Source organism: Clostridium sp., from assembly GCF_051278035.1.
Classification (GTDB): Bacteria; Bacillota; Clostridia; order Clostridiales; family Clostridiaceae; genus Clostridium_AD.
Window position 1 is genome coordinate 1 of sequence record NZ_JBNMNU010000025.1, and the last position, 23,319, is coordinate 23,319.

22 protein-coding genes are annotated in these 23,319 nt (G+C 30.8%); 7 read left to right on the forward strand and 15 right to left on the reverse strand.

Translation table 11 applies throughout. The features are described from left to right. The 3 genes from ACJAX4_RS05625 to ACJAX4_RS05635 form a co-directional block, all read right to left on the reverse strand. A partial coding sequence (locus ACJAX4_RS05625; RefSeq protein WP_435788475.1) for an undecaprenyl-diphosphate phosphatase occupies positions 1–662 on the reverse strand: 662 nt, incomplete at its 3' end. Positions 663–731: 69 nt separating this feature from the next. After that, positions 732–1,838: a transglutaminase domain-containing protein gene (locus ACJAX4_RS05630; protein ID WP_435788476.1), complete on the reverse strand. Its 1,107-nt coding sequence runs from the start codon at positions 1,836–1,838 to the stop codon at positions 732–734. 163 nt (positions 1,839–2,001) lie between these two features. Next, complete coding sequence (locus ACJAX4_RS05635) at positions 2,002–3,705, reverse strand: tetratricopeptide repeat protein (protein WP_435788477.1); 1,704 nt, start codon at positions 3,703–3,705, stop codon at positions 2,002–2,004. A gap of 162 nt (positions 3,706–3,867) precedes the next feature. On the opposite strand from ACJAX4_RS05635, the gene ACJAX4_RS05640 reads away from it, so the two are divergent. Genes ACJAX4_RS05640 through ACJAX4_RS05650 form a run of 3 tightly spaced genes read left to right on the forward strand, consistent with a single transcriptional unit; the run spans position 3,868 to position 7,217 of the window. After that, on the forward strand, positions 3,868–5,055 hold the full coding sequence (locus ACJAX4_RS05640; RefSeq protein WP_435788478.1) for a CapA family protein: 1,188 nt from the start codon (positions 3,868–3,870) through the stop codon (positions 5,053–5,055). Positions 5,056–5,099: 44 nt separating this feature from the next. After that, the gene (locus tag ACJAX4_RS05645; RefSeq protein ID WP_435788479.1) at positions 5,100–6,458 is read left to right on the forward strand and encodes a MurT ligase domain-containing protein; all 1,359 of its coding nucleotides are present in this window, start codon (positions 5,100–5,102) and stop codon (positions 6,456–6,458) included. Positions 6,459–6,491: 33 nt separating this feature from the next. Further along, on the forward strand, positions 6,492–7,217 hold the full coding sequence (locus ACJAX4_RS05650) for a type 1 glutamine amidotransferase (RefSeq protein WP_435788480.1): 726 nt from the start codon (positions 6,492–6,494) through the stop codon (positions 7,215–7,217). A 50-nt stretch (positions 7,218–7,267) separates the two neighbouring features. On the opposite strand, the gene ACJAX4_RS05655 is transcribed toward ACJAX4_RS05650, so the two are convergent. The 4 genes from ACJAX4_RS05655 to ACJAX4_RS05670 all read right to left on the reverse strand — a co-directional run bounded on the left by ACJAX4_RS05655 (position 7,268) and on the right by ACJAX4_RS05670 (position 11,200). Next, positions 7,268–8,542 carry a helix-turn-helix domain-containing protein gene (locus ACJAX4_RS05655; RefSeq protein WP_435788481.1) on the reverse strand — a complete coding sequence of 425 codons (1,275 nt, stop codon included), beginning with the start codon at positions 8,540–8,542 and terminating at the stop codon, positions 7,268–7,270. A gap of 25 nt (positions 8,543–8,567) precedes the next feature. After that, a complete protein-coding gene (locus tag ACJAX4_RS05660) occupies positions 8,568–9,866 on the reverse strand; it encodes a helix-turn-helix domain-containing protein (RefSeq protein ID WP_435788482.1) in 1,299 nt (432 codons plus the stop codon). Positions 9,867–10,054: 188 nt separating this feature from the next. Further along, on the reverse strand, positions 10,055–10,231 hold the full coding sequence (locus tag ACJAX4_RS05665; protein ID WP_435788483.1) for a YtxH domain-containing protein: 177 nt from the start codon (positions 10,229–10,231) through the stop codon (positions 10,055–10,057). 54 nt (positions 10,232–10,285) lie between these two features. Beyond that, positions 10,286–11,200, reverse strand: a complete 915-nt coding sequence (locus ACJAX4_RS05670) for a ribonuclease H1 domain-containing protein (protein ID WP_435788484.1) — start codon at positions 11,198–11,200, stop codon at positions 10,286–10,288. 305 nt (positions 11,201–11,505) lie between these two features. On the opposite strand from ACJAX4_RS05670, the gene ACJAX4_RS05675 reads away from it, so the two are divergent. After that, complete coding sequence (locus ACJAX4_RS05675; protein WP_435788485.1) at positions 11,506–13,263, forward strand: ATP-dependent metallopeptidase FtsH/Yme1/Tma family protein; 1,758 nt, start codon at positions 11,506–11,508, stop codon at positions 13,261–13,263. Between the two features lie 69 nt (positions 13,264–13,332). Here the strand turns inward: ACJAX4_RS05675 and ACJAX4_RS05680 are convergent, their stop codons facing one another. The 6 genes from ACJAX4_RS05680 to ACJAX4_RS05705 form a co-directional block, all read right to left on the reverse strand. Then, positions 13,333–14,346, reverse strand: coding sequence for a rhomboid family intramembrane serine protease (locus ACJAX4_RS05680; RefSeq protein WP_435788486.1), 1,014 nt, complete (start codon positions 14,344–14,346; stop codon positions 13,333–13,335). 87 nt (positions 14,347–14,433) lie between these two features. Beyond that, complete coding sequence (locus ACJAX4_RS05685; RefSeq protein WP_435788487.1) at positions 14,434–15,492, reverse strand: HD-GYP domain-containing protein; 1,059 nt, start codon at positions 15,490–15,492, stop codon at positions 14,434–14,436. 122 nt (positions 15,493–15,614) lie between these two features. After that, a complete protein-coding gene (locus ACJAX4_RS05690) occupies positions 15,615–16,013 on the reverse strand; it encodes a DUF6762 family protein (RefSeq protein ID WP_435788488.1) in 399 nt (132 codons plus the stop codon). Between the two features lie 14 nt (positions 16,014–16,027). Continuing rightward, entirely contained in the window at positions 16,028–16,444 is a 417-nt protein-coding gene (locus tag ACJAX4_RS05695; protein WP_435788489.1) for a Fur family transcriptional regulator, read from the reverse strand. A gap of 187 nt (positions 16,445–16,631) precedes the next feature. Then, positions 16,632–18,089, reverse strand: coding sequence for an aminoacyl-histidine dipeptidase (locus ACJAX4_RS05700; protein ID WP_435788503.1), 1,458 nt, complete (start codon positions 18,087–18,089; stop codon positions 16,632–16,634). A gap of 21 nt (positions 18,090–18,110) precedes the next feature. Beyond that, entirely contained in the window at positions 18,111–18,659 is a 549-nt protein-coding gene (locus ACJAX4_RS05705) for a manganese efflux pump (protein ID WP_435788490.1), read from the reverse strand. Between the two features lie 242 nt (positions 18,660–18,901). Between ACJAX4_RS05705 and ACJAX4_RS05710 the strand changes: the two genes are divergently transcribed. From ACJAX4_RS05710 to ACJAX4_RS05720, 3 genes are all read left to right on the forward strand, one after another. Beyond that, positions 18,902–19,837 carry a magnesium transporter CorA family protein gene (locus tag ACJAX4_RS05710; protein WP_435788491.1) on the forward strand — a complete coding sequence of 312 codons (936 nt, stop codon included), beginning with the start codon at positions 18,902–18,904 and terminating at the stop codon, positions 19,835–19,837. A 209-nt stretch (positions 19,838–20,046) separates the two neighbouring features. Then, complete coding sequence (locus ACJAX4_RS05715; protein WP_435788492.1) at positions 20,047–20,649, forward strand: DUF4397 domain-containing protein; 603 nt, start codon at positions 20,047–20,049, stop codon at positions 20,647–20,649. Between the two features lie 216 nt (positions 20,650–20,865). Beyond that, positions 20,866–21,891: a PTS transporter subunit IIC gene (locus ACJAX4_RS05720; RefSeq protein WP_435788493.1), complete on the forward strand. Its 1,026-nt coding sequence runs from the start codon at positions 20,866–20,868 to the stop codon at positions 21,889–21,891. A 54-nt stretch (positions 21,892–21,945) separates the two neighbouring features. On the opposite strand, the gene ACJAX4_RS05725 is transcribed toward ACJAX4_RS05720, so the two are convergent. Both ACJAX4_RS05725 and ACJAX4_RS05730 read right to left on the reverse strand, forming a co-directional pair. Continuing rightward, positions 21,946–22,401 (reverse strand): PadR family transcriptional regulator, encoded by a 456-nt coding sequence (locus ACJAX4_RS05725; protein WP_435788494.1) that lies wholly within the window; start codon positions 22,399–22,401, stop codon positions 21,946–21,948. Positions 22,402–22,408: 7 nt separating this feature from the next. Beyond that, positions 22,409–23,257: a DegV family protein gene (locus ACJAX4_RS05730; protein ID WP_435788495.1), complete on the reverse strand. Its 849-nt coding sequence runs from the start codon at positions 23,255–23,257 to the stop codon at positions 22,409–22,411. Positions 23,258–23,319 lie beyond the last annotated feature (62 nt).

Here is a 23,319-nt window from a genome sequence, read left to right on the forward strand (position 1 = left end):
ATAATTTCACCACTAGTAAAATCCATTCCACTTTTAACTAGTGTTAATCCTGTAGCTCCAATCATAATTGGTATGGCTAAAAAGAATGAAAACTCGGTTGCAGCAACTGTGGAGACACCACTAACCCACCCGCCCATTATAGTAGATGCAGACCTAGACATCCCTGGCCATAGCGCTAAACATTGAAAAATTCCGATTTTAAATGACTGTTTAATACTTATTTGCTCAATACTATTTGTTGTATACTTATGCCTAAATCTATTTTCTATAATAATCATTAGAATTCCACCAAGTATCAAAGCAAAAGCTACAGTAAGAGGATTAAAAAGATATTCGTTTATTTTATCATTTAGAATAAGACCAAACACTACAGCTGGTACACACGCAATTATAATATTAGTCCAAAACTTTATACCTGAAGGTTTACACTTTAAAAAATCTACAACCGAGCCCCATATTCTATTCCAATACAAAACTATAATTGCAAAAATCGCTCCTAATTGAATGACTATCTCGAATACATTTGCAAACTCTCCTTCAAAATTTATAGCATTCCCCACAATGATCATATGCCCAGTAGAGGAAATAGGAACAAATTCTGTTACTCCTTCAACTATAGCTATTACTATAGCTTTTAGGACTAATATAACATTAGGTCCCATAAAAATTCACCACCTTATAAATAATAATATATAGGATAACTTTCATCCTATATATTATTATTTATACATTCATTTTTCTATTACTACTTCTTTAGATAAATTTTTACCATCTTGTGATAATTTGATAGAGTTGATTCCTTCAACAATTTGCATTTCATAAAAAGTATCTACTTTAATATAATCAGCACCATTAACACTTATGAAATAATCTGTAAGCATATAACTATTGATAAAGGCTCCAACAGTAAAGTTTTGTACTTCTTTTGTATCGTTTTTAAGGTCTCTCTTTGCTAATATTAATGTTGGACCTTTGTCCTTATTAGTATTTTCATATTGTATCTTAGGTGATATATTAAATACCTTTGAATTATTAACAAAAATAGTGGGTTGAGTAAACCCTTCCTTAGTCTCTATTTTAGGAAGTTGTTTAATTTTCAAATAAGTAATTTGCGAATTACTTTTTAGCTCGCCATATTTATTGTTATCTATATATATGCTATAACTTTCATAGTAATTTCTCATGCTTTTTATGTATTTACTAGCATTCTTTAATTCGTTAATTTCAACCTTTTCTATTCCAATATCTATTATTTCAACAGCTCCAAGTGGAATTCCATCTTGTTTCATATAATGTGCATTGACCCCATCTATCATTATCCACTTTTTATATTTATCGCTCCATATTTCACAGACATTAAAATACGATTTCCCTTTAACTTTATTATCAGTGCTTCTAAGTATTCCACGTCGTACATTAATTCCAACAGAAGCTAAAGATTCTTCATACATTGCTACATAATCACTATCTGATATTTCTCCTCCGTCAAAAGCTACTTCCATTATTTCCAAGGTAGTTTTGTCGCTGGTCATAGATGTACTTTTAGCTTTTACATTACTATTAATATATTTCATAATTTTAATGGAATTTTCAAGCTGGTCAGCCTTGTTATCAATAAGCTTATTTAATCCGTACTTAGCTTTAATTTTTAATAAATTTTCATTTTGTGGATCTAAGTAATAAAAATGAATATTATTACCATTATAAAAATTATCCCACTTAGTAACTGTTAGACCTTCCTTACCTATAGCATTTTTGAATTTAAAATTCCACATAATTACTGCTGCTATTATAATAATTAAAATTAAGATTATACCAAGAAATTTATTTTTTTTCATATATTCTCCTTTTTTATTCTCTTTTTAGATAGCAATTTGATGTATTATCCAAACCTATATTGATCTTATTTCTTCATTGAGTATACCATATTTGTAATATAAATCACATAAAAATGCCCCCTAGCGTAGGCATTTTTTATACCTTCTCTAGGGGGCCAAATTATTAATAAAATAACGTAAATTCCGGAATTTCCAATTCTTCATTATCTTTTCCTGTTTCATAACTTTGTTTTAACTTCTGTACCTTATCATAATTCTCAACAATAATTTTTTTAGTGTACTCATCATAAGAATTATTTAACCCCTGAAAAGCTTTTTTTATGTTTTCTAATCCTTTCTCTACATTCTGTTCAGCACTAATATAATAACAACCAGTATTATTCAGGGTTAATATATCTTCCTCATCAGCATCATAAGCACTTTTTATTTCTGCTTTTGCTTCCACGACTTTACTTTGAGTCATATATACAGTTGCTAAGGTTCTATGGTATTTAGGTACTGATCCATCTAATTTACTACACATATTCAAGATTTCTATGGCCTCATCACCCTTGCCATCAAAAATTTTTATTAATGCCATATTGTATTTTATCTCCACATCATAAGGTTTAATAATAGATGCAAAATTGAAGTATTCTAGGGCTTTATGAATATCATCAGAGGTATGCCAATAATAATTTGCAATACTCAACATTATATTATAATTATATGGTTCTTTGTTTAATGCAGTTCTATAATAAGGCTCTGCTGCTATTTTTGAGGTTCCATGTTTTAATATTTCCGGCATTAAAAAACCATAATTATCTGTGTATTCACTATTGTTTTGGATAGACTTTCTGCAATATTCACTAGCCATTTCATAATCGCCCTTATAAAGATAATACCACCCACCGCTATGATAGGCTCCGTAATCATCTGGATACTCTGAAATTACATCTTCAATTAGTTTATCTGACTTTTCCGTATCATCCATGTTTTTGTAAACATTAGCTTTTATTAGTTTTATTTGAATATCCCCTATATCTTTACCAGAAATTTCTTCTATCAATTTGTTAGCTTCGTCTACTGTGTCAATGCTTAGAGAATATATCTTAGCTAACCACATTTTATATGCTAAATCATTAGGATTATTTTTGGAAAGAGCTGTTATGTTTTCGAGCAGAATATCTTTATCGTATAAGGATATTTGCGCTAATACATCATATATCTTATACTCATCCTTGTTTAATTCATAGGCAAGTTTTAACTTACTATACCCTTCATCCAATTTACCTATAAGCATTAGCATTTCAGAATACTCTGCTGTATCATAGGATGATTGTATATCTACTTCATACCCAGAAATAATTTCTTTCGCCTCGGTAATTTTGTTGTTACCCATATAAACAGTAAACATAGTCTTTATTAAACTTTTGTCTTTCGGATATTTTACTAGTGCAAGGTTCCCATCTTTTAGTGCTTGTTCATATTCACCATTCATGAACTCAGTGAAAACCATATGATTATAGGAGGACGCATCTAACTCTTCATATTCTTTTGTTAAGTCGATATATTTTAATGAATTATCTAAATCGTTCATAACGGAATAAATCTCTGCTATTTTAAGGTTCCACTTTGGTGAGGTCACATCTTTTTTAGAAAGCTCACCGTATTTTGCAATGGCTAAATCGTATTCCTGTGCATAATAATGTCTTTCAGCTTCTGTTACTAATTTATTTAAATCAGAATTTTTCTGTGCTATAGTTATAATCATAATGCTTATAGTAGTAACGCACAAAACTATTAGGTACCGTACTATTTTATTACCTCTAAGCTCTTTTAGTTTAATTTTATTTACTATAGATTTGAATTTATCTAATTTCATCAAATTTTCACCTCTTTTTGAATTTTGTTATCTATAATTCATTGTTTGTTTTCAAATATTACTTTAAATATCATTAATATGTTAGACATTTATGAATCTATGTTATAAAATTATAGTGACTTAAATATATAACTAATTAATAAACAATGGTAGGGAGGTATCTTTTTGAAAAGGTCACCTAGAAATATATCACTAGTCATATTTCTTTCTGTTATTTTAACCTTAGTTGCAATTAAAACTATTTCCTTTTCTTTAAATGGGGTTAAAGAAAATCATACTGTTTTAGAAAACCAAAAGCCTAAACCACCTGAGAAAATTGTAACTATCACTAAAACAGTTCCTCCCAAAGTAGAAGATACTAATACCGAGGTTCTATTATCTGCTGTAGGAGACTGTACTATAGGAACTGACAGTAAATTCGCTTATGCCAGTAGTCTTCCTGCTATGGTATCAAAACATAACAATGATTTTTCTTATATATTTAAAAATGTATATAGCATTTTTAGTGCAGACGATGTTACCATTGCCAACTTAGAAACAACTTTTACAGACTCAAATGACAGAGAATATAAGCAGTTTAATTTTAAAGCTCCCATAAGTTATACCAAAACCTTAACTCTAGGATCTATTGAAGGAGTAAATCTTTCTAATAATCATATTTATGATTACAAACAAAAGGGATTCCAAGATACAAAACTAGCCCTTGAAAGTGAAGATATTAACTATTTTGGTGAAGGATCAAAATGGATAACCAAAATAAAGGAGCAGCCCTTCGGTTTCTTAGGTTATCGTGGTTGGTCCCTAGAACAAAATTTTCTTGATAAATTAAAGGCAGACATTTTAGATTTAAAGAAGAATAATTCTGTTGTAGTCATAAACTTTCATTGGGGAGGAGAACGAGAATATTATCCGAGAGCCGCACAAACTGAACTTGCCCATTTTGCTATTGATAACGGTGCCGATATAATACTCGGACACCACCCCCACGTAATTCAAGGCATAGAACAATATAAAGGTAGGATTATATCCTACAGTTTAGGTAATTTCGCCTTTGGTGGTAACTCTAATCCAAAGGACAAGAGAACTTTTATTTTCCAAAGCAACCTCAAATTCACTAATAATACTTTAACCTCTATTGGAGTGCGGGTTATCCCTTGTAGTGTATCTTCGGTAGAATATAAAAATGACTATTGCCCAACACCGCTTAAAGGCGATGCTAAATTAAACTTACTAAATAACTTAAATAAACTCTCGGAAAATTCTGGATTTAAAATAAATGATGAGTTTTTCTACATAGATGTCAATAATAATAATCAAGTGCATAATGGATATTTAACAAATAAAACAATATAATTTATTCAATATTTGTTCCACTGTGCCAAGTACAGCTAAAGGATGTGTTCAAAATTAAGATTCAGTCATTATTAAGTATATTAATTTCAAAATTTATTATAACAATATCTAAATTTTTATTCCATGGTGGCACAAATTTCCCTGGAAAAGTAGCCTTAAAGCTAGATAAAAATATTTTAAGGACCATTGCAAGTAATTATGATGTTATACTGGTAACCGGTACAAACGGAAAGACCACAACAACAAGCATGATTTACAGCATCATAAAACAGAGCAATATACCTGTAATTACAAACAATACTGGTGCAAATATGTATACAGGGATAATTGCTTGTTTTATTTTAAATTTTTCGTTCAAAAAATCCACTGAGAAAAAAATTGCCGTTATAGAAGTAGATGAAGCTAACGTTAAGTTTATAACTGAATATATAACCCCTAAAATTATTACTATAACTAATTTGTTCAGAGACCAGCTAGACAGATATGGTGAAGTATACACCACCCTAAAGAAGATATTAGAAGGCGTTTCAAAATCTCCCACCGCAACTCTTGTTCTTAATGGAGATGAATCATTACTTGGGGAGCTAAACCTTGAAAATCCTATAGTATACTATGGATTTGCTACTAAGATCAATGAAAACAAAATTGTAGATCTTAACGCAGACGCTAAATTCTGCAAAGTTTGTAAAGCTCCTTATGAATACAATTTCATTACCTATAATCATCTCGGAGATTTCTATTGCAGTAAATGTGGATATAAAAGACCAAAACTTAATTACTCCATAGATAAAGTTATAGATTTAAACACCAATGGTTCCTCGGTTCATATTAATGGTAATCCCTATTATATAAACCAACCTGGTACTTATAACATATACAATGCTCTATGTGCATTTTCCGTAGCAAAATCATTAGGCGTCGAAGACACTACCATAGAGCAATCACTTAAAACCGTTGCTAGCAGCTTTGGTAGACAAGAAACATTAAATATCGAAGGTAAAGAAATAAAAATAGTATTGGTTAAAAATCCTGCCGGTTACGACGAAGCTGTAAACACAATAAACCTTGACACGCGAAAAATAAACTTATGCCTAATGCTAAATGATAATTACGCCGATGGAAAAGATGTTTCTTGGATTTGGGATGTAAATTTCGAACGGTTAACTAGCCTAGACATAAACAAAATTATGATATCAGGCATACGACTTTACGATATGGCAATCAGACTTAAGGTAGCCGGTTTTAAGTCTGATTCCTTTGTTTTATGTAATGATGAAGAAGACTTACTTAAAGAAATCAAAGCTTGCAATGGAGAAATAGTATACATCCTTGCAACTTATACCGCCATGATAACTCTAAGAAAGTTCTTACAAACTAAAGGTTATATAGATAAGATTTGGTAATGTACTTAAAATTTAAATTAGAAGGTGAAAAACATGGAAATTAATATTTGTCATTTATATCCTGATTTATTAAATGTATATGGGGATGTAGGAAATATTTTAATACTTAAACACAGAGCGGAACTTAGGGACATAAAAGTAAACATAATTAATGTATCTATGGGTGACAGTTTTATAGGACCTGATTATGACATCGTATTTTTTGGTGGAGGACAGGATTATGAGCAGACCATTGTTTCGCCAGACTTAATAGAATTTAAAAAATCTGAAATAGATACGTATATACAGAGTGGAAAAGTCTTCTTAGCCATTTGTGGTGGATATCAATTGCTTGGGAAATATTATACTACGCCTGATGGTGAAAAGCTTTGCGGCCTTGATATTTTAGATGTTTATACTGAAAGTGGAGATAATCGTTTCATCGGTAATACAGTTATTCATAATGAAACTTTTGATGAAACCTATGTGGGCTTTGAAAATCATTCTGGAAGAACTTATATTAACGATTTAAAACCACTTGGCAAAGTTAAGGTCGGATATGGGAATAACGGTGAAGACGGTTATGAGGGCTGTGTTTATAAAAATACATTCTGCACTTATTTCCACGGCTCATTATTATCTAAAAATCCAGAGCTTGCAGATAGGCTACTTACAATAGCTTTAAACAATAAATATAATGAGGTAGCATTAACATCGCTTGATGATAGTTTAGAAATTAAAGCCAAAGAGTTTATTATAAATAGAGAAACTTCTAAATAGTTATGGAACATAAAAGCAAAAAAAGATGTAAGTTTAGTATAATATAAAACCTACATCTTTTCCTCTAATTTTATAGCAAGGCTAAAATACTTTATAGAATCTGCTACATTTCCTATCTTGTGATACATACTACCCATTTCTAAGTACCTCGAATATATATCTTTTTTTTCTCCGAATTTTAATAGTGAGTCTAAAGATAAATTCATATACATCTCTGCACTAGATGACTCGCCATGTTTGTCAAGAATAACAGCCTTATAATAATAGCTTTTCTCAACAAATTTTATATCATTTAGATTAATTGCATAATTTAAAACTTCATCAGAAATAGACTGTGCTAACTCTAATACGTTATTTTCAATAAGCTCATTAACTATTCCTAGCATAAAACTAACTAATCCCATCTTTTTATCCCTGGGATAAAAACTTAATCCCTTTTTAATGTACTTAATTGCATTATCTCTCATATTACAGTCAAACATTGTGGATCCATAATTGTAAATAGCCATCGCCTTACTTGCATTGTCATCTTTATATAACTGGTAGGATTTTTTTTCATATTCTTCAAATTTCCCAGTGTTCATCCTTATTGATATCATAGCCAACATATGATATATCTCTGCCGATTGAAATTCAGTCTCAACATATGGTAATAAATCTAATAATTTCATTCCTACTTCATAAGCATCTTCATACTTTTCAATCATAATATTACAAGCAGTCTCATTATAAGTTACTATTATTAATTTCTTATAATTAGGTTTAGCCATATCTGTAAGTTCTTTTCGAATATTATAATAGTAACTTGAAGCTTGAAGATAATCTTCCTTTACATATAAATATCTTGCCACGTCAATATAGTAATTTAGCTTATTATCATATATAGATGTTTTCAAGTATAAATCATAATACTTATCAGTAATTGATTGAGTGTTTACAAATTCTTTTTTATCTAAATAAAAATTAAACAACATATGCACTAATTCAATAGCTAAATCATAATACTTATATTTTTCAGCAAATTCTAAATTATAAGATACTTTGGTTTCAAATTGATTTTTAGTATCCTTGCCAACCACATTATTGTCCCTTAAACCCACTATATTCTTATAAATTTGCTCTTCTACATTTTCACTTAAATACACAATATCTATATCCAACTTTTCACTTATAAGTTTTAGAACCCAAGGTTCAGCAATGATCTTACTATTTTCTATACAACTCATTTTAGATACTGAGATTTTGTCATCGCATAAATCTCTTAAAGTATACCCTTTATACACTCGCGTCCTTTTTATCTTTTCGCCCGTTGATAATATTTCCATTTTAATCACCTATCCACCGCTTAAATTACTTTATTATCCCCATTTTGTTAAATAGTTTCACACCTTCATTCAGATATTTAGCTGCTTGCTTATCCCTGTTACTATCAATATAAAACTTTCCTAGCATTATAGAAATCTCTGCGGCATCTTTTATCCGCTCTTCTTGTTTTACAAAATTCAGTGCTTGTAATAAAGTATTCTCTGCTTCACCCATGTCATCATCTAATAAATCAATTCTATATTTAAGTAAATAATATTTGTCTAACACTTTATAATTGCCCTCTTCTATATAAGCTAAAATATCTCCTAATGCATCCTTAGCCTTGTCTATTGATTTAAGTTTGATATAATTTTCACATATATTAACTAATGTATATATTAACTTTGAATCATTACTCTTTTCTCTTATTTCCTTGGCTTTGTTTAAATGTAAAAATGATTGTTCAATGTTGTCAAACTCATAAAATAATCTTCCTAAATTGTTCTCTATTTCTGATACATAAGTTAAATTATTAATTTCATAAAAAACTTTCAAAGTAATCCTTGAATATTTTATAGCGTTTTTAATGTCACCTTTTACATTATATTCCTTAGCTAGTAATAAAAGAGAATTCGCATAGTCTTTTTTATTATCTATTTGCTTAAACTTTTCTTGAGCTAAATATGAATATTTTATAGCCTTTTCAATATTATCCAATTTAAAATAAGTGTAACCTATATAATAGTATATTTCTCCTAATAAAAAATCACTTGCCATTTCATTATCCATAAAAACTTTTTCGGCCTGATTAAAGTAACTTGAAGCAGACTGATAACCCCTAATCTTAAGTGTTATTTTACCAAGTTTTAGAAAAGTCTTAATTATTTCTTCATGCAAATTCTTATTAATAAAGATAACATTTGCAGATAGGAAAACCTGCTGTGCTGCTGCAATTTCGTCCCTAGCCATGTATATATCGCCTCTTAAAGCTAAGTTTCTAGCTTTTCTATGTTCCAATTTATATTTTTCGCAGTAATATAGTGATTTTTCAATGTTTTGCTCAGCCTGTAATAAATCACTACTTAGAATAAGTGCCTCTGCAATATTTTCATAAAACAAACATATTTTTTCAGCTTGAGTTTCCTCTGACTCCATTAGATATTCAGAAGATGTATTTAAGCCATTTGCTAAATAGTCCAATAAATCCATGCTAGGGTTTGACTTTCCAGATTCAACCAAACTTATTTGTCCTGGTGTTATCCTGTCTCCTGCAAGATCTTTTAACGTCATATTAAGCTCTTTTCGTTTCCTCTTAATTTTTTCTCCTAATGACAATATCTCCATAATCACTCTTCCTTTACTGCATAGTAATATAAAATACTTTTAATATAACCAATCTTAGACAATTTTGATTCAATTATAACATAGTTTACCTTTAAACTGCAAAATATTTCAATAAATATTAAATTGTATTAATAAAATAAAAACTCCAAACCATATATTATTAATACAGTTTGGAGTTCTCCATTTTCTTATAAAATATAATCCTTTACGCCATCATACATCTCTTCCGCCATGTTTTTCATCACTTTACTAGCTTTTTTAACTCTTCGTTTTGTGCTTCTGTCCATGTTAGGAATTAACATGGCACTTGCTACTGCTCCAATTATTGCACCAGTTGTAATTGTAGATACAAATTTATTATGCATAAGATACACATCCTTTCTTTATTTATTATTTATAGGATGTGCATTTTTTAATAATTAATGTGTATTTAATATAAAAACAATAAAGTCTGTTTTTTCTTCATCACTTAAATTCTTTATTAAACTCTTAGCTACCTTTTGATTTGTTTTATATTCAGAGGCAATCTCGTAAAATCCATATACTTTAATTTCTTCTTTACTTTTTACATCACAAGAATTTTTAACGATTATGTTTGCATCTCCCTTAGGTGCAAGTTTCAATATCTCTTCTTTCACATCATCATTTGCTACATTTATACTATTCTTTACCAACCATTTTTCTACAGTCTTATCCGAATTTATGCCTAATTTTTCTTTACATTTTTCATCAACAAGTTCGTTAAATAAATCACCCGTATGACTATCCACCTTAACAAATATAACTTCCATTCCACTACTCATGATTTCCTGCATTTCCTTGTAATATTCCTTCGAAGACTCTTCATGCCTTTGCCAAAAACCTGTAGCATGGTAACATATCCCTACATAATCATGAAATATTACAACTTTTGTCTCCCCATTTCTAAGAGCATACCGGCCCCCTTTAACCGCTCCTTGCAGTTCCCCTGCTATTTGCCTTATATTCCTCTCTGAATCACTTTTAGAAGCTCCACTCTCTATATGTAAAACTACATCATTCTTCACAGCCACCATGCCATAAGAATACTCTGAAGTAGATGCGTTATAGCTGCCATCCACATAAATATGAAGACAATCTTGTGGGTAAGTATTATCTTTTTTATTTAATATCTCCCCTGCATCACTCAAGAATTGTTTTGCCTCACTTATATCTTCAAAACTCTTATATTTAGCTCCTTTTACACCTTTTACATATTTTAAGCACTCTGCCCAAGTGTTCACTATTTCATTTTCTATTTTCTCATTAGTACTCGAGTTAAATCCTTCTTTTATTGCATAAACTTTTTTTCCCATTTTATCAAATCTCCTTATTAAAATCTATCCTAAATAAATTATACATCAAATAGTAAATTTATCAATCACATTTTTTACATAAATTACATTTCCAAATTGTATGAGATTCGTTGGACAAGGCCTCTGAAAAATATTATAATGAATTCATATTACATCAGCGAGATTTGGGCACACGATGTAAATTATTGACCATAACATTAAATTTAAGTAATACTTTAATAAATACGCGAAAGGATGGTGAATGAGGCGTTACATATATTCTACTAACTTTATAGTAGGTATAGTAGTTAAATCGCCTCTCTTTTATGAATAAAATTAAAAACAAGTATATTATACTCCCTGTTATTACAGCAATTTTGTCATTGGTATTTCTCATCCTTGTGAGTAATAGCCTTAAAGTATCTGCAGATAAGTTATATATAGATTTTCTTAAAGACGCTTCCTCTAATAGTATTTCAACTGTATACGTAACAACCTCTCCTAAAATTCAAGTTGAACTTAAAGATGGTTCCACCTACAAAACAGACAATCCAAGAACTGATAATTTCAAAGAAGATTTATTGAAAAATGGTATAAACGTTTCTGAACAAACTCTAACGAATCCCTATAAAATAGCATCAATAGTAGGTCTTGTATTATCACTGATAGTACTTGGAATTATGGCTTTTAAACCTTTAAAACTAAAGTCCAAAAGCATGTTCTCAGCTACCAATCTTGACGTTGCTGCCGTCGATGATATAGGTTTTAACTTTGATAATGTAGCAGGAAATGAAGAGGCTAAAGATAGTGTACAAGATGTAGTAGATTTTCTTAAAAATCCAGAAAAATATACCGCCTACGGCGCTAGAATGCCAAAAGGAATAATTTTATACGGAGACCCCGGAACTGGTAAAACACTACTTGCAAAAGCTGTAGCTGGCGAAGCAAATGTTCCATTTTATGCAGTATCTGGTTCTGATTTTGTCCAGATATATGTAGGGGTTGGTGCCGGTAGGATTAGAAGCCTATTTAAGAAAGCAAGAAGTCATGGCAAAGCAGTTATCTTTATTGACGAGATTGATGCTATAGGTAAGAAAAGAGATAATGGCGGTGGTGGTTCTGATGAAAAAGATCAAACTCTTAACGCTCTACTCACAGAAATGTCTGGTTTTAATGAATCAGAAGGCATAATGATAATTGCAGCAACTAATAGGCTTGACATGTTAGATCCTGCTCTACTAAGACCTGGTCGTTTTGATAGACATATTGAAGTCACATTACCTGATGTATCCGCTAGAGAGAAAATTTTAAAACTTCACCTTAAAGATAAACCTATTAATGATATTGATTATTCACAGTGGGCACATAAAACCACTAGTTTTTCTGGTGCAAAGCTAGAAAATCTAGCCAATGAAGCCGCTATTATTGCATGCAAAGATAACTCTGCGTTTATCGAAAATAATCATTTGGATAAAGCTTACTCAATAATGCTAGCAGGTTATGAAAAAGTTCATAGGGATTATATTAAAGATGAGGATAAAAAAATTACTGCATTCCATGAATCAGGACATGCTCTAATATCTTCCAGAGTTTTACCTAATGATAAAGTATCTAAAGTAACTATAATTCCAACTACCAAAGGTGCTGGTGGCTATACTTTAAGTATTCCTGAGGATAAACTTTATCTTAATAAAGACCATTTAAAGAAAAAAATAATGGTACTTTTAGGTGGTAGAGCAGCTGAAGAAATTATGTTTGGTCGAGATCATGTAACTACCGGCGCTTATAATGATTTACAAAGAAGTACAGAACTAGTTACAACCATGATAACGGAATACGGTATGGGTGAAGCCCTTGGTCTACTTACTATGGACAAACTAAGCAGCTCAGGCTTTACAAATCAAGAATCAGCATTTATAGAATGTAAAAATTTAATTTCCGATTTATATGAAGAAGTTAAAGTGATGTTAAAAGACGATAAAGAAGCTTTGGAATCTATAACAGCACTATTAATTCAAAAGGAAACCATATGTAACGAAGACTTAATTAATATTCTTTCAGGCAAAAGCAATATTGTTGCATAAGTTTTAATATAAAAAACAACAAGTCTAATATGCTAGCATATTAGACTTGTTGTTTTTTTAATGTGCCTTTTAAATATTCTTACCCTCATCTCTAAAAGAAACCAAAAACGATATAATCATTCCTCCAATAAGTCCACCCATATGAGCAAAATTGTCAATGTTGGGTAAAGTGATTCCTATAATTATATTAATAAATATAACTGATAAAATGCTTTTTATAAAACCAATTCCAGTTTTTCCTTTAGACTTAATTGCGAAAACAAGTACCGCTCCCAAGAGTCCAAAAATAGCACCAGAGGCTCCAATAGATACACTTGTCGAAAAAGAATAACTAAATATAGATGCACATATTCCTGCAAGGAAATAAATAGCAATGTATTTTTTCTTTCCATAAACTTTTTCAACCATTGGCCCTATAGCATAAAGCGAATACATATTCACAGCTAAATGCATAAGTCCTCCGTGTAAAAACATAGCAGAAACAAGCCTAAAATACTCCCCTCCAGAAATCAACTCATTAACCTTAGCTCCTAGTAAAATTAAAACTCTGATATCACTATTAAATATGCTACCTCCTGCATAGGTAAAACTCATATATGCAGTAATGACATACATTATAATATTTATAACTATAAGCCCAATAGTAATATGTGGCTTATCCTTTAGACTTGTTTTTTCGTGAGTGCTTCGTAAATTGTTATTACTCATAACTGCTGCTAAATCCTGAACTACTTGCATATTTACATTTTGAGTATATTCTACTTTCTTTTCTTTGAGGTCTACTTTAATAGTTGGTTTATCCGATGTTTTATTTGATGAGAGTAGCCCACTATCTTTATTCTCATTTATTCCATCTTCGTAAAACAGTATATATATATTATTTTTGTCCTCTGGAATATCATATTGCATTAATTCATGTACTCTCTGCTGAGTCATAAATATTAATCGTTGGTCAGCACCGTTAATATTTTTGCTCACTGTCCAGAGTTCTGAACCTCTGTCCAAACTTTTTATATCTTCTAATATATATCCACATTGCTTAGTAAGACCACTAATAATTATATTTATATTTTTATCTTTCATATTTTTCTCCTAATTATGTAAAATTAATTCGATAATAAAAACTAATAAACATGCCACGTATCTACTAACTATAGTTAGTGAGACCACTTAAATTATAGCCTGCACAACAACATTCCTAAATTGTAGCAAATCTATTTCGTAAAACTTAATGGGTATCCTAGTTTTACCTTCATAAAGCACCCTCACTACAGGTCTATCCGGAAAATTTTTATTTTGCTTAATCACATATCCTTCCACTCCGTTGGATAATCTTAAACAAACGCCTAATGGAAATACTGAAAATGTATGTTTGAAATTTTTAACTACTTCTTCATCAAACGCATTTCCACAACCTGCCAAAATTAACTCGTAAGCGTCTATAGGATTAAATTTCTCTCTATAACTTCTATCATTGCTAATAGCGTCATAAACATCACAAACACAAATTATTTTTGCAAACTTGGAAATCTGGTGTTTAGCTAGTCCATAAGGATAGCCACAGCCATCAACTCTCTCATGATGCTGTTCCACTGCTTTTAGCACCTCAGAAGATATGAAGAAATTTTTCTCTAGCATATTTTTACCATAAATGGGATGCTTCTTGATTTCTTCAAATTCATTAACCGTTAGTTTGCCTGGTTTAGTTATAATGTCATTATTAATTTTAGTTTTACCTATATCATGAAGAATTGCTGCAATACTTAGCTGCTTTAGTTCACTTTCCTTAAGGTTCATAGAAATACCTAAAAAAATAGACATAATTCCAGTATCTATACAGTGAAGATACGTATAGTTATCATAAGTTTGAATATCATACAAACTTTTATTAACATCACCCAGCTCAATAATATAGTTAACTAATTGCTCTACGACTTTTAAGGAATCCTTAGTACCTTTTACGTCTCCTAAAGTTACATTTTTCATTATTGTGCACATGTTTTTCATTGTTGTAGCTTTTAAATCACTTAGCTTTTCATCTTCTATTGATATATCATCTAATCTAGAATCTTCTACATATACGTAAAAAACACCTAAATCTTTGAGTCTTTCAATGTATTGCTCCGTTAATTTAACACCAGTTCTTAGCAATACGCTCCCATCATCTGTAAATATGTTTCTACCTAAAATTTCGTTATTCTTTACCCTGTTGATGAATTCAAGTCTCATACGCACCTCTGAAATTTTTTTTATTCAATTATACAATTTTTTAATGTATTTCTAACTTATTTATGTATAATTTCACTCTTTTGTTAAAATTAATATATCATTGGCTATATAAACTTAGATTTTTATTTGTATTCTTCTTTTTTATCTTTAATCTTTTCATAAACTTCCTTAAGTTCTTGCTTAATTAATTCACATATTTCAATTATTGCTTCACGAACAACCATATGGTCTGTAGAATACTTGAATTTAACTACCCAGGTTGGATTATATTCGTCATCTATAGCTTCAATAATATAACCTTTAGATCTAAACACTTCTTCGTTAAAACAATCAAAAATCGCTGTGAATTGCCACTCTTCTACATCCGCGTGGGTATCAAAAACCAAGTTTACTAATTCCCCATAATAATTTAATTTTGTAACAAATTCTGCGCCTTCAGAAGTTTCATAACTTCCTATCTCTCTAATAAATTGATTAGTTTCTTTATCTATTTCCATTAGTACCAATGAAGAAAATTGCATAAAACTCATCCTCCCTATTTTTTATATTTTTTACATTCTTTACAGATGCCTTTTAAATATACATGACTTTCTGTAAGCGTTATCCCTGTCTTTGCCTTTATTTGTTCTTCTATTTGAGGTATAGGGCAATCTATAACCAATTCCTTATGGCATAACTCACACTTAATTGTATGTTTGTGACCATTTGTATTTAATGAATAGTTATACATATTATTACCCAAATCAAATTTATTTAAGATCTTTTTACTCTCTAGTAGTTCTAGTGTTCTATATACCGTAGATAAATCTATTTTCATGTCATCTTTTTCGAGTAAAGCATAAATAAGCTTTGCATTTATTGCTTCTTTACTGCAAAGTATAATTTCCAATATGTTTTTTCTTGCTTTAGTAATCTTAATTTTATTCTCTTTTAGATATGAAATTACATTCATTTTCATCACCTTGCTATCTTATTATATCAATTATAATATACCTCAATATGTTGATAAATACAAGTAATGCTTGGAATTAAAAGTTAAATCTACTTTTCTAATCTACTCACATATTATACAAAAGGCCTCTACAAAAGTAGAAGCCTTTTAAAACTATAGTATGCTTAATCTACACTTAATAGATTAATTATTTAAGTTCCTTTAGTATTGCCATTAGGTAACTCCACATCCTATCTGTAGATGAAATACTTAAGTGCTCTTTAGGGGTGTGTACATCGTAGATATTAGGGCCAAAAGATATTTGATCAAGATTACCTTTAAATTTATCACTAAATAATCCACACTCAAGCCCTGCATGTATAGCTGATATTTCTGGCGACTCCCCATTTATATCTTTGTATACTTTTTCTAGTACTCTTCTTATACGAGAATTAGGATTATATTCCCACTCTGGATAATTAGATTGAAACTCTATAGCTGCCCCTACCATTTCTGCAAGGACTATAGTTTCATCACATATTGCTTTCTTTAAAGTCCTTACGGAACTCCTTATTGCAGAATCAAATTCTATATTCTCTCCACTTGTAGTTAGAACTCCAATGTTCGTTGAACTTTGAACTAGCCCTTCAATCGCCATACTCATATTTTGGATACCATTCGGAATGAGGAAAAGTATTTGAAGAGCTTTTGTAGCTGTTTCATCAGAAAAAGTTTTTTCTACTTTTGTGTCTAGTCTCTCCATAACTAATTTAATATCTGGGTCCACATCATTAAATTCATTTTTAAAAGTAGCATTCCACTCTGACAGCTTTTCACTAACTGCTGCTTCATCATCTTTTCTAAACAATACAATAGCATCAGCATCACGAGGAATTGCGTTATTTTTAGCTCCACCACTTAATGAATTTATTTTAAAAGATATAACTGATTTTAAATCCATTAAGAAACGCCCCATAAGCTTAATAGCGTTGGCTCTTCCTTTGTTAATTTCCATACCAGAATGACCGCCATTTAAACCATAAAGTCTAATAACACAGTTTACATAACTTTTATCTGCTTCATCCCAAGTTATAGGAAGCTTTACTTTTTCCCTTACACCACCAGCACAACTTACTAAAAGTTTGCCTTCTTCTTCTGAATCTATATTTATTAATGTTTTTCCCTCTAAACTCTTAGGATCTAGTGCTCCAGCTCCACCCATACCAGTTTCTTCTTCCGTGGTTACTAATAATTCCACTGGTGGATGAGGAATATCCTGCGATGCAAGCAGTGCAAGACCAAATGCTACTGCAATACCATTATCAGCACCTAACGTAGTTCCATTAGCCCTTAAAAAATCTCCTTCTACAATAAATTCAATAGGATCTTTTAAGAAATCATGCTTCGAGTCTTTGTTTTTTTCACAAACCATGTCCATGTGACCTTGAATTATTATAACCTCAGATTTTTCATATCCCTTAGTCCCAGGCTTTTTTATTATAATGTTTAATGACTCATCTTGGGTAGCTTTCAACTTATGTTCTTTTGCAAAATTCAAAAGCCAATCACTTATCCCTTTTTCATTTCCTGACCCTCTTGGAATCTGGTTCATTTCTTTGAAATATTTAAATACCTCAACTGATTTTAAGTCCCTTAATTCTTTTATCATATTTATCATCCTTTCCCTTTAAAAAAGTATCATCTTTAGCCCAAAAATTATTAATACTATTCCTCCAATGTAATCCGCATATTTCCCTACAATTTCTATTTTTTTTAGATATCTAGAAATTATAAATGCAATTGTGGATATAACTAGAGTTATTCCCCCAATAAAAAGTGTATTTTTAAATAATATAACATTTGTCGTATTATTTAATATTGTAAAACCTACAACCATAGCATCTATGCTTACTGATACACCTAAAATTAAATACATCTTAGGCTTTAGTAATGGACACTTACCATTGTTTTCGAATCCTTCTTTAATCATAAGCACACCAACTGCAGCAATAATCATACCTCCAATTATTTTCGGCATTGCTACTACATATGTATTAAAAAGGGTGCCCGCATAACCCCCTATGCATGAAAATAAAAATTGAAAAAAAGCAAAAGAAATTATAAAACCTAGCTTATTTGAAGCTCTAGCATGATTATTTAACCCTATGCATAAAGCTACTCCAAAAGCATCTAAAGATAGTGCTAAAGCAATTATAAGTAATGGGTACAAATCCATGAATATTCCTCCCACAATACTACTCTACAATATATTTAGTCAAGCTTCTTTATTATTATTCCATTTTTTTTATTTCACTTGTATAGCTTCTCACTTTCCATTATCAATTATTCAGACTTTTTTGTCAACCAATGGTCATCATACTAAATCTTTTTCTATAATTATTTTATTATTAATTAGTTGTATATACTGCATTTTATAGACTATAATATAAATGAAGTTATTCTAGGAGGTTTTACATAATGCTTTCAATATATAACACCGTAGAAAATGGACAATTAATTAAATCTGATGATATAGGAGCAGGTTCCTGGATTAATATGATAGACCCATCAGATGAAGAGTTAATATTAATATCAAAAAAAGCAAATGTTCCTATGAATTTTTTAAAGGCTGCTTTGGATGAAGAAGAAACCTCTCGTATTGACATAGAAGATTGCACATTAATTATCCTTGACATTCCCTTTACAGATATGGATGATAATTCACTAACCTATGATACATACCCTATATCCATTATTCACACTAATAAAGTTATAATTACAGTATGTTTAAAAAACAGTAAAATATTATCGGATTTCACTGAAGGAAAAATTGCTTCCTTTTTCACATATAAACGATCAAGATTCATGCTACAAATATTATATAGAATCGCCAACTATTATCTAATATACCTAAGACAAATAGATAAAAAAAGCTATATAGTTGAAAAAAAGCTTCATAAGTCTTTAAGAAATAAAGAGCTCCTCCAATTATTAGCTTTAGAAAAATCACTTGTGTACTTTTCTACTTCCTTAAAGGGAAATGAACTCACCTTGGAAAAAATGCTTAAGCTAGATATTCTTCAAAGGTATGAAGACGATAAAGACGTATTAGAGAATGTTATTATTGAAAACAGACAAGCTATAGAGATGTGTACTATATATAGTAATATTTTAAGTGGTACTATGGGCGCATATGCATCAGTTATTTCAAATAACCTTAACATAGTAATGAAATTTTTAGCTGCTATTACTATTGTTATGGCTATACCTAATATGGTTTCTGGATTATATGGTATGAATGTAACTAAAATACCCTTCGCTACAGATCCTTTAGGGTTCTGGTATGTGGTTGCACTAATTGGTTTTATTGGGGCATTTGTTATTTACTTTCTTAATAAGAAAGACATGTTTTAACTTCGGATGCGAAGCATTAGAGAATAAATAAAAGAGTAGAGACATTGTAAATGACTCTACTCTTTTATTTATAGTATTAATCCACTTATAGTAACATTATAAGACTATGCTCCATATAATGTTATAGTAGGAATATTTGAAAGGAGCCTTTAATGTTCTATTATCCAAAAACCATTTATAATCCTTATCCTCTATACAGGGAAACTCCCATGACATCATATTTAAGAGTTCTTCACGCTTCACCTAAGTCCCCTGCAGTCGATGTGTACATTAATGATATAATAAAATCTAAAAACCTTGCCTATGGTGATTTCAGCGATTATATAGAGGTTATGACTGGTAATTATAACGTAAAAATCTATGTTGCTGGCACTAAAACCTCACCAGTACTTAGTAAAAACCTTTTTGTCCCACCAGGAAAAGTTTATACAGTTGCAGCTATTGGGTTATTACCTAATATTGATCTACTTCCTATTCCAGAAAGTGAAATTATGGATACTAAAAATATGGTCCATATTAAATTCGCTCATTTATCACCAAATGCTCCCCCAGTTGATATTGCATTGTCAGATGGTACAATTCTATTTAAAAATGTCAGTTACAAAGAATTCACAGACTATATAAAAGTACCTGCTGGAACCTATACTTTGGAAGCTAGGCCTACTGGCACCAAAACCACTGTTTTATACGTCCCTAATATAAGGCTGAAGGCAGGACGTTCTTATACTGTTTATGCTGTAGGCTTAGTTAACGGCACTCCAGGCCTACAAGCACTAATTCCTCTTGATGGTAGCACCTATTTGGATTTATAATATTATATTTAAAAGCATAACGCTGAGAGGCTTTATGCTTTTTTTATATTTTTCAATGTTTTTATTGATGTACTTACATTATAATGTTATAATATTTTTAGTTATGTGTGTATATACACTAGTATATACATATGCGGATGAATCAAACAATAATAACTACACATATTATTGTTGTTATAATTTTCAGTAAATATATTTTATTTAGGGGGAAATCTCATGGAAAAATTTAAAATTGTTTTAAAAAAAGCTATTAAAAGATATTTTTTAGATGCCTTAAGTGCCATGGCCTTAGGTCTTTTTGCTTCCTTAATCATCGGACTAATACTAAGTCAATTATCAAAAGTTCCTGGACTAGACTTTCTTAAAGAGTTTACAGAAATCATTTCAGCTAAATCACCTGTGGTAGGCGCAGCTATAGGTGTAGCTGTAGCTTGGGGTTTAAAAGTCACTCCCCTTACAATGTTTTCTTCGGCTGCAACTGGAGCATTCGGATATATGTATATGGGAGGGGGACCAGTAGGCGCATTTATTGCTGCCGTAATAGGTGCCGAACTTGGAAACTTGGTTTCTGGAAAAACAAAGATCGATATCGTTATAGTTCCAATTGTCACTATTATCACCGGAAGTTTAGCAGGTAAATTTGTTGGTCCCTTTATATCAGTCTTTATGACTAATCTAGGTGGAGTAATAAATTCCGCTACAACCCTTATGCCTATTCCTATGGGTATTGCTGTATCCACTTTAATGGGTCTAACCCTTACAGCTCCAATTAGTAGTGCCGCCATAGCAATATCACTAAAGATGTCTGGTCTTGCAGCTGGTGCTGCTACGGTGGGTTGTAGTGCTCAAATGGTAGGCTTTGCTGTTTCTAGTTACAGAGAAAATAAGTTCAGCGGTTTATTATCCCAAGGGCTAGGTACCTCCATGCTACAAGTACCTAATATAATAAAGCGCCCTCAAGTATGGATACCGCCTACACTAGCCGGTGCTATTTTAGGCCCTCTTTCTACAACGATTTTTGCAATGAAGAATAATTCGATAGGTGCAGGCATGGGAACCAGTGGTCTCGTAGGTCAATTTGGAACCCTAGCTACTATGCAAGGAAGCGCTCCTACCTCTGTAATAGCTTTTAGAATTTTTCTATTACACTTTATTGCTCCTGCTATTTTAACTTTAATTTTTTCAGAAATCATGAGAAAAAAAGGCTGGATAAGAGAAGGAGACTTAAAACTTAAGCTTTAAATTTGTGACGTGCTATTAGTACCAAAAAAGTAGCTGCAGATGCAGCTACTTTTTTTATTTGTATAAATCATTATAAATAATTTTAAACACTTCTAGTGCTTCTTCAATTTTTTCTTGTAATAAATGCTTTTTATTTTCTAATTGCGCTGTACCTACTTCAGTAATTTTATATATTTTTTGTGCTTTCTTAGAATCATTCCAATGACCAAGGATCAATTTCTCCTTTTCTAACCTTTTTAAAAGAGGATATATTCCGCCTGTACTAGGAACCCAAAGACCATTAGTTCTGTCTCCAATTTTATGAGATATATCATTTCCGTTAGTTTCACCTAAACTTAGAATATATAGCACGTACAAAGGTAGTAATCCTTTTGTAAATACTTGACCTACAGCTTCTTTTTCTTTTTTAACTTTTCTAAGTTGTGCAAGCTTTTTCTTATATTCATCATATAGCCTTTTTTCTTCCACTCTAATGTATATCTCATTTTCTTTATTTTTTATATCATCCATTATTTATTTAAGATTCCTCTATGCAAATCATTCCTACTAAACCTGGTCCACTATGAACTCCTGATACAGGGCTTATATATCCACCAAATTCTATGGAAATAACGTTTGGATGAGGGCGTATACTTTCCATTACTTTTTTAGACTCTTCTAAAGCTTCACCATGTACTATATAAACTTTACACTTATTCTTATCTAAAATGTTGTTTGTAAGCTCCACAAGTTTATTGAGAGATTGTTTTCTACCTCTTACCTTTTCACTGGTAATATACTTACCGTCAGTATCTATAGAAATTATAGGCTTTATGTTTAGAAGTTCAGCTATAGTGCCTGAAACTTTCCCTATTCTTCCACCTCTTTTTAAATACTCTAAAGTACCAACTACAAAATACAAATGGATTCTTTTTTTAATAGATGGGATAGCGGAAACAACTTCATTAAAGGTCTTTCCTTCTTCTATTAGCCTTCCACATTCTGTTACTATGAGTCCCTCACCAAGAGCAATAGATTGCGAATCACATAAGTGAGTGATAATACTAGGATGGTTTTCACTTGTAAGCTTTATAGCATTAAATATGCCTGATAACCCAGTGGATAAGGTTACTACTATAGCGTGAGTATACCCTTCATCTTCCAGTCTTAAAAATAACTCTTCCATATCCTTCATTGATGGTAAAGAGGATGTAGGTACTTCTTTTTCCATATTACTATAAACTTCTTGTGAAGTAATATTTACATTATCCAAATACTCTCTATCAGAATAGATAATCCTAAATGGTAATACATCTACATTATATTTTTCTACAGTTTCTTTATTTAGATCACTTGTAGTATCAGTTATTAACGCTATTTTACTCAAATTAACTCCTCCTATATTACATTATATCATCATTGTATCACTTTAACGTTTGTGTATCAATA

Coding starts and splice junctions, on each gene's coding strand:
- ACJAX4_RS05680 (WP_435788486.1), bottom strand. CDS start 14,346: ATGAAAGATAAAAATATAAATATAATTATTAGTGGTCTTACTAAGCAA.
- ACJAX4_RS05705 (WP_435788490.1), bottom strand. CDS start 18,659: ATGGATTTGTACCCATTACTTATAATTGCTTTAGCACTATCTTTAGAT.
- ACJAX4_RS05670 (WP_435788484.1), bottom strand. CDS start 11,200: ATGGGAAAAAAAGTTTATGCAATAAAAGAAGGATTTAACTCGAGTACT.
- ACJAX4_RS05665 (WP_435788483.1), bottom strand. CDS start 10,231: ATGCATAATAAATTTGTATCTACAATTACAACTGGTGCAATAATTGGA.
- ACJAX4_RS05655 (WP_435788481.1), bottom strand. CDS start 8,542: ATGGAAATATTATCAACGGGCGAAAAGATAAAAAGGACGCGAGTGTAT.
- ACJAX4_RS05675 (WP_435788485.1), top strand. CDS start 11,506: ATGAATAAAATTAAAAACAAGTATATTATACTCCCTGTTATTACAGCA.
- ACJAX4_RS05690 (WP_435788488.1), bottom strand. CDS start 16,013: ATGCAATTTTCTTCATTGGTACTAATGGAAATAGATAAAGAAACTAAT.
- ACJAX4_RS05710 (WP_435788491.1), top strand. CDS start 18,902: ATGCTTTCAATATATAACACCGTAGAAAATGGACAATTAATTAAATCT.
- ACJAX4_RS05695 (WP_435788489.1), bottom strand. CDS start 16,444: ATGAATGTAATTTCATATCTAAAAGAGAATAAAATTAAGATTACTAAA.
- ACJAX4_RS05650 (WP_435788480.1), top strand. CDS start 6,492: ATGGAAATTAATATTTGTCATTTATATCCTGATTTATTAAATGTATAT.
- ACJAX4_RS05715 (WP_435788492.1), top strand. CDS start 20,047: ATGACATCATATTTAAGAGTTCTTCACGCTTCACCTAAGTCCCCTGCA.
- ACJAX4_RS05725 (WP_435788494.1), bottom strand. CDS start 22,401: ATGGATGATATAAAAAATAAAGAAAATGAGATATACATTAGAGTGGAA.
- ACJAX4_RS05630 (WP_435788476.1), bottom strand. CDS start 1,838: ATGAAAAAAAATAAATTTCTTGGTATAATCTTAATTTTAATTATTATA.
- ACJAX4_RS05720 (WP_435788493.1), top strand. CDS start 20,866: ATGGAAAAATTTAAAATTGTTTTAAAAAAAGCTATTAAAAGATATTTT.
- ACJAX4_RS05660 (WP_435788482.1), bottom strand. CDS start 9,866: ATGGAGATATTGTCATTAGGAGAAAAAATTAAGAGGAAACGAAAAGAG.
- ACJAX4_RS05685 (WP_435788487.1), bottom strand. CDS start 15,492: ATGAGACTTGAATTCATCAACAGGGTAAAGAATAACGAAATTTTAGGT.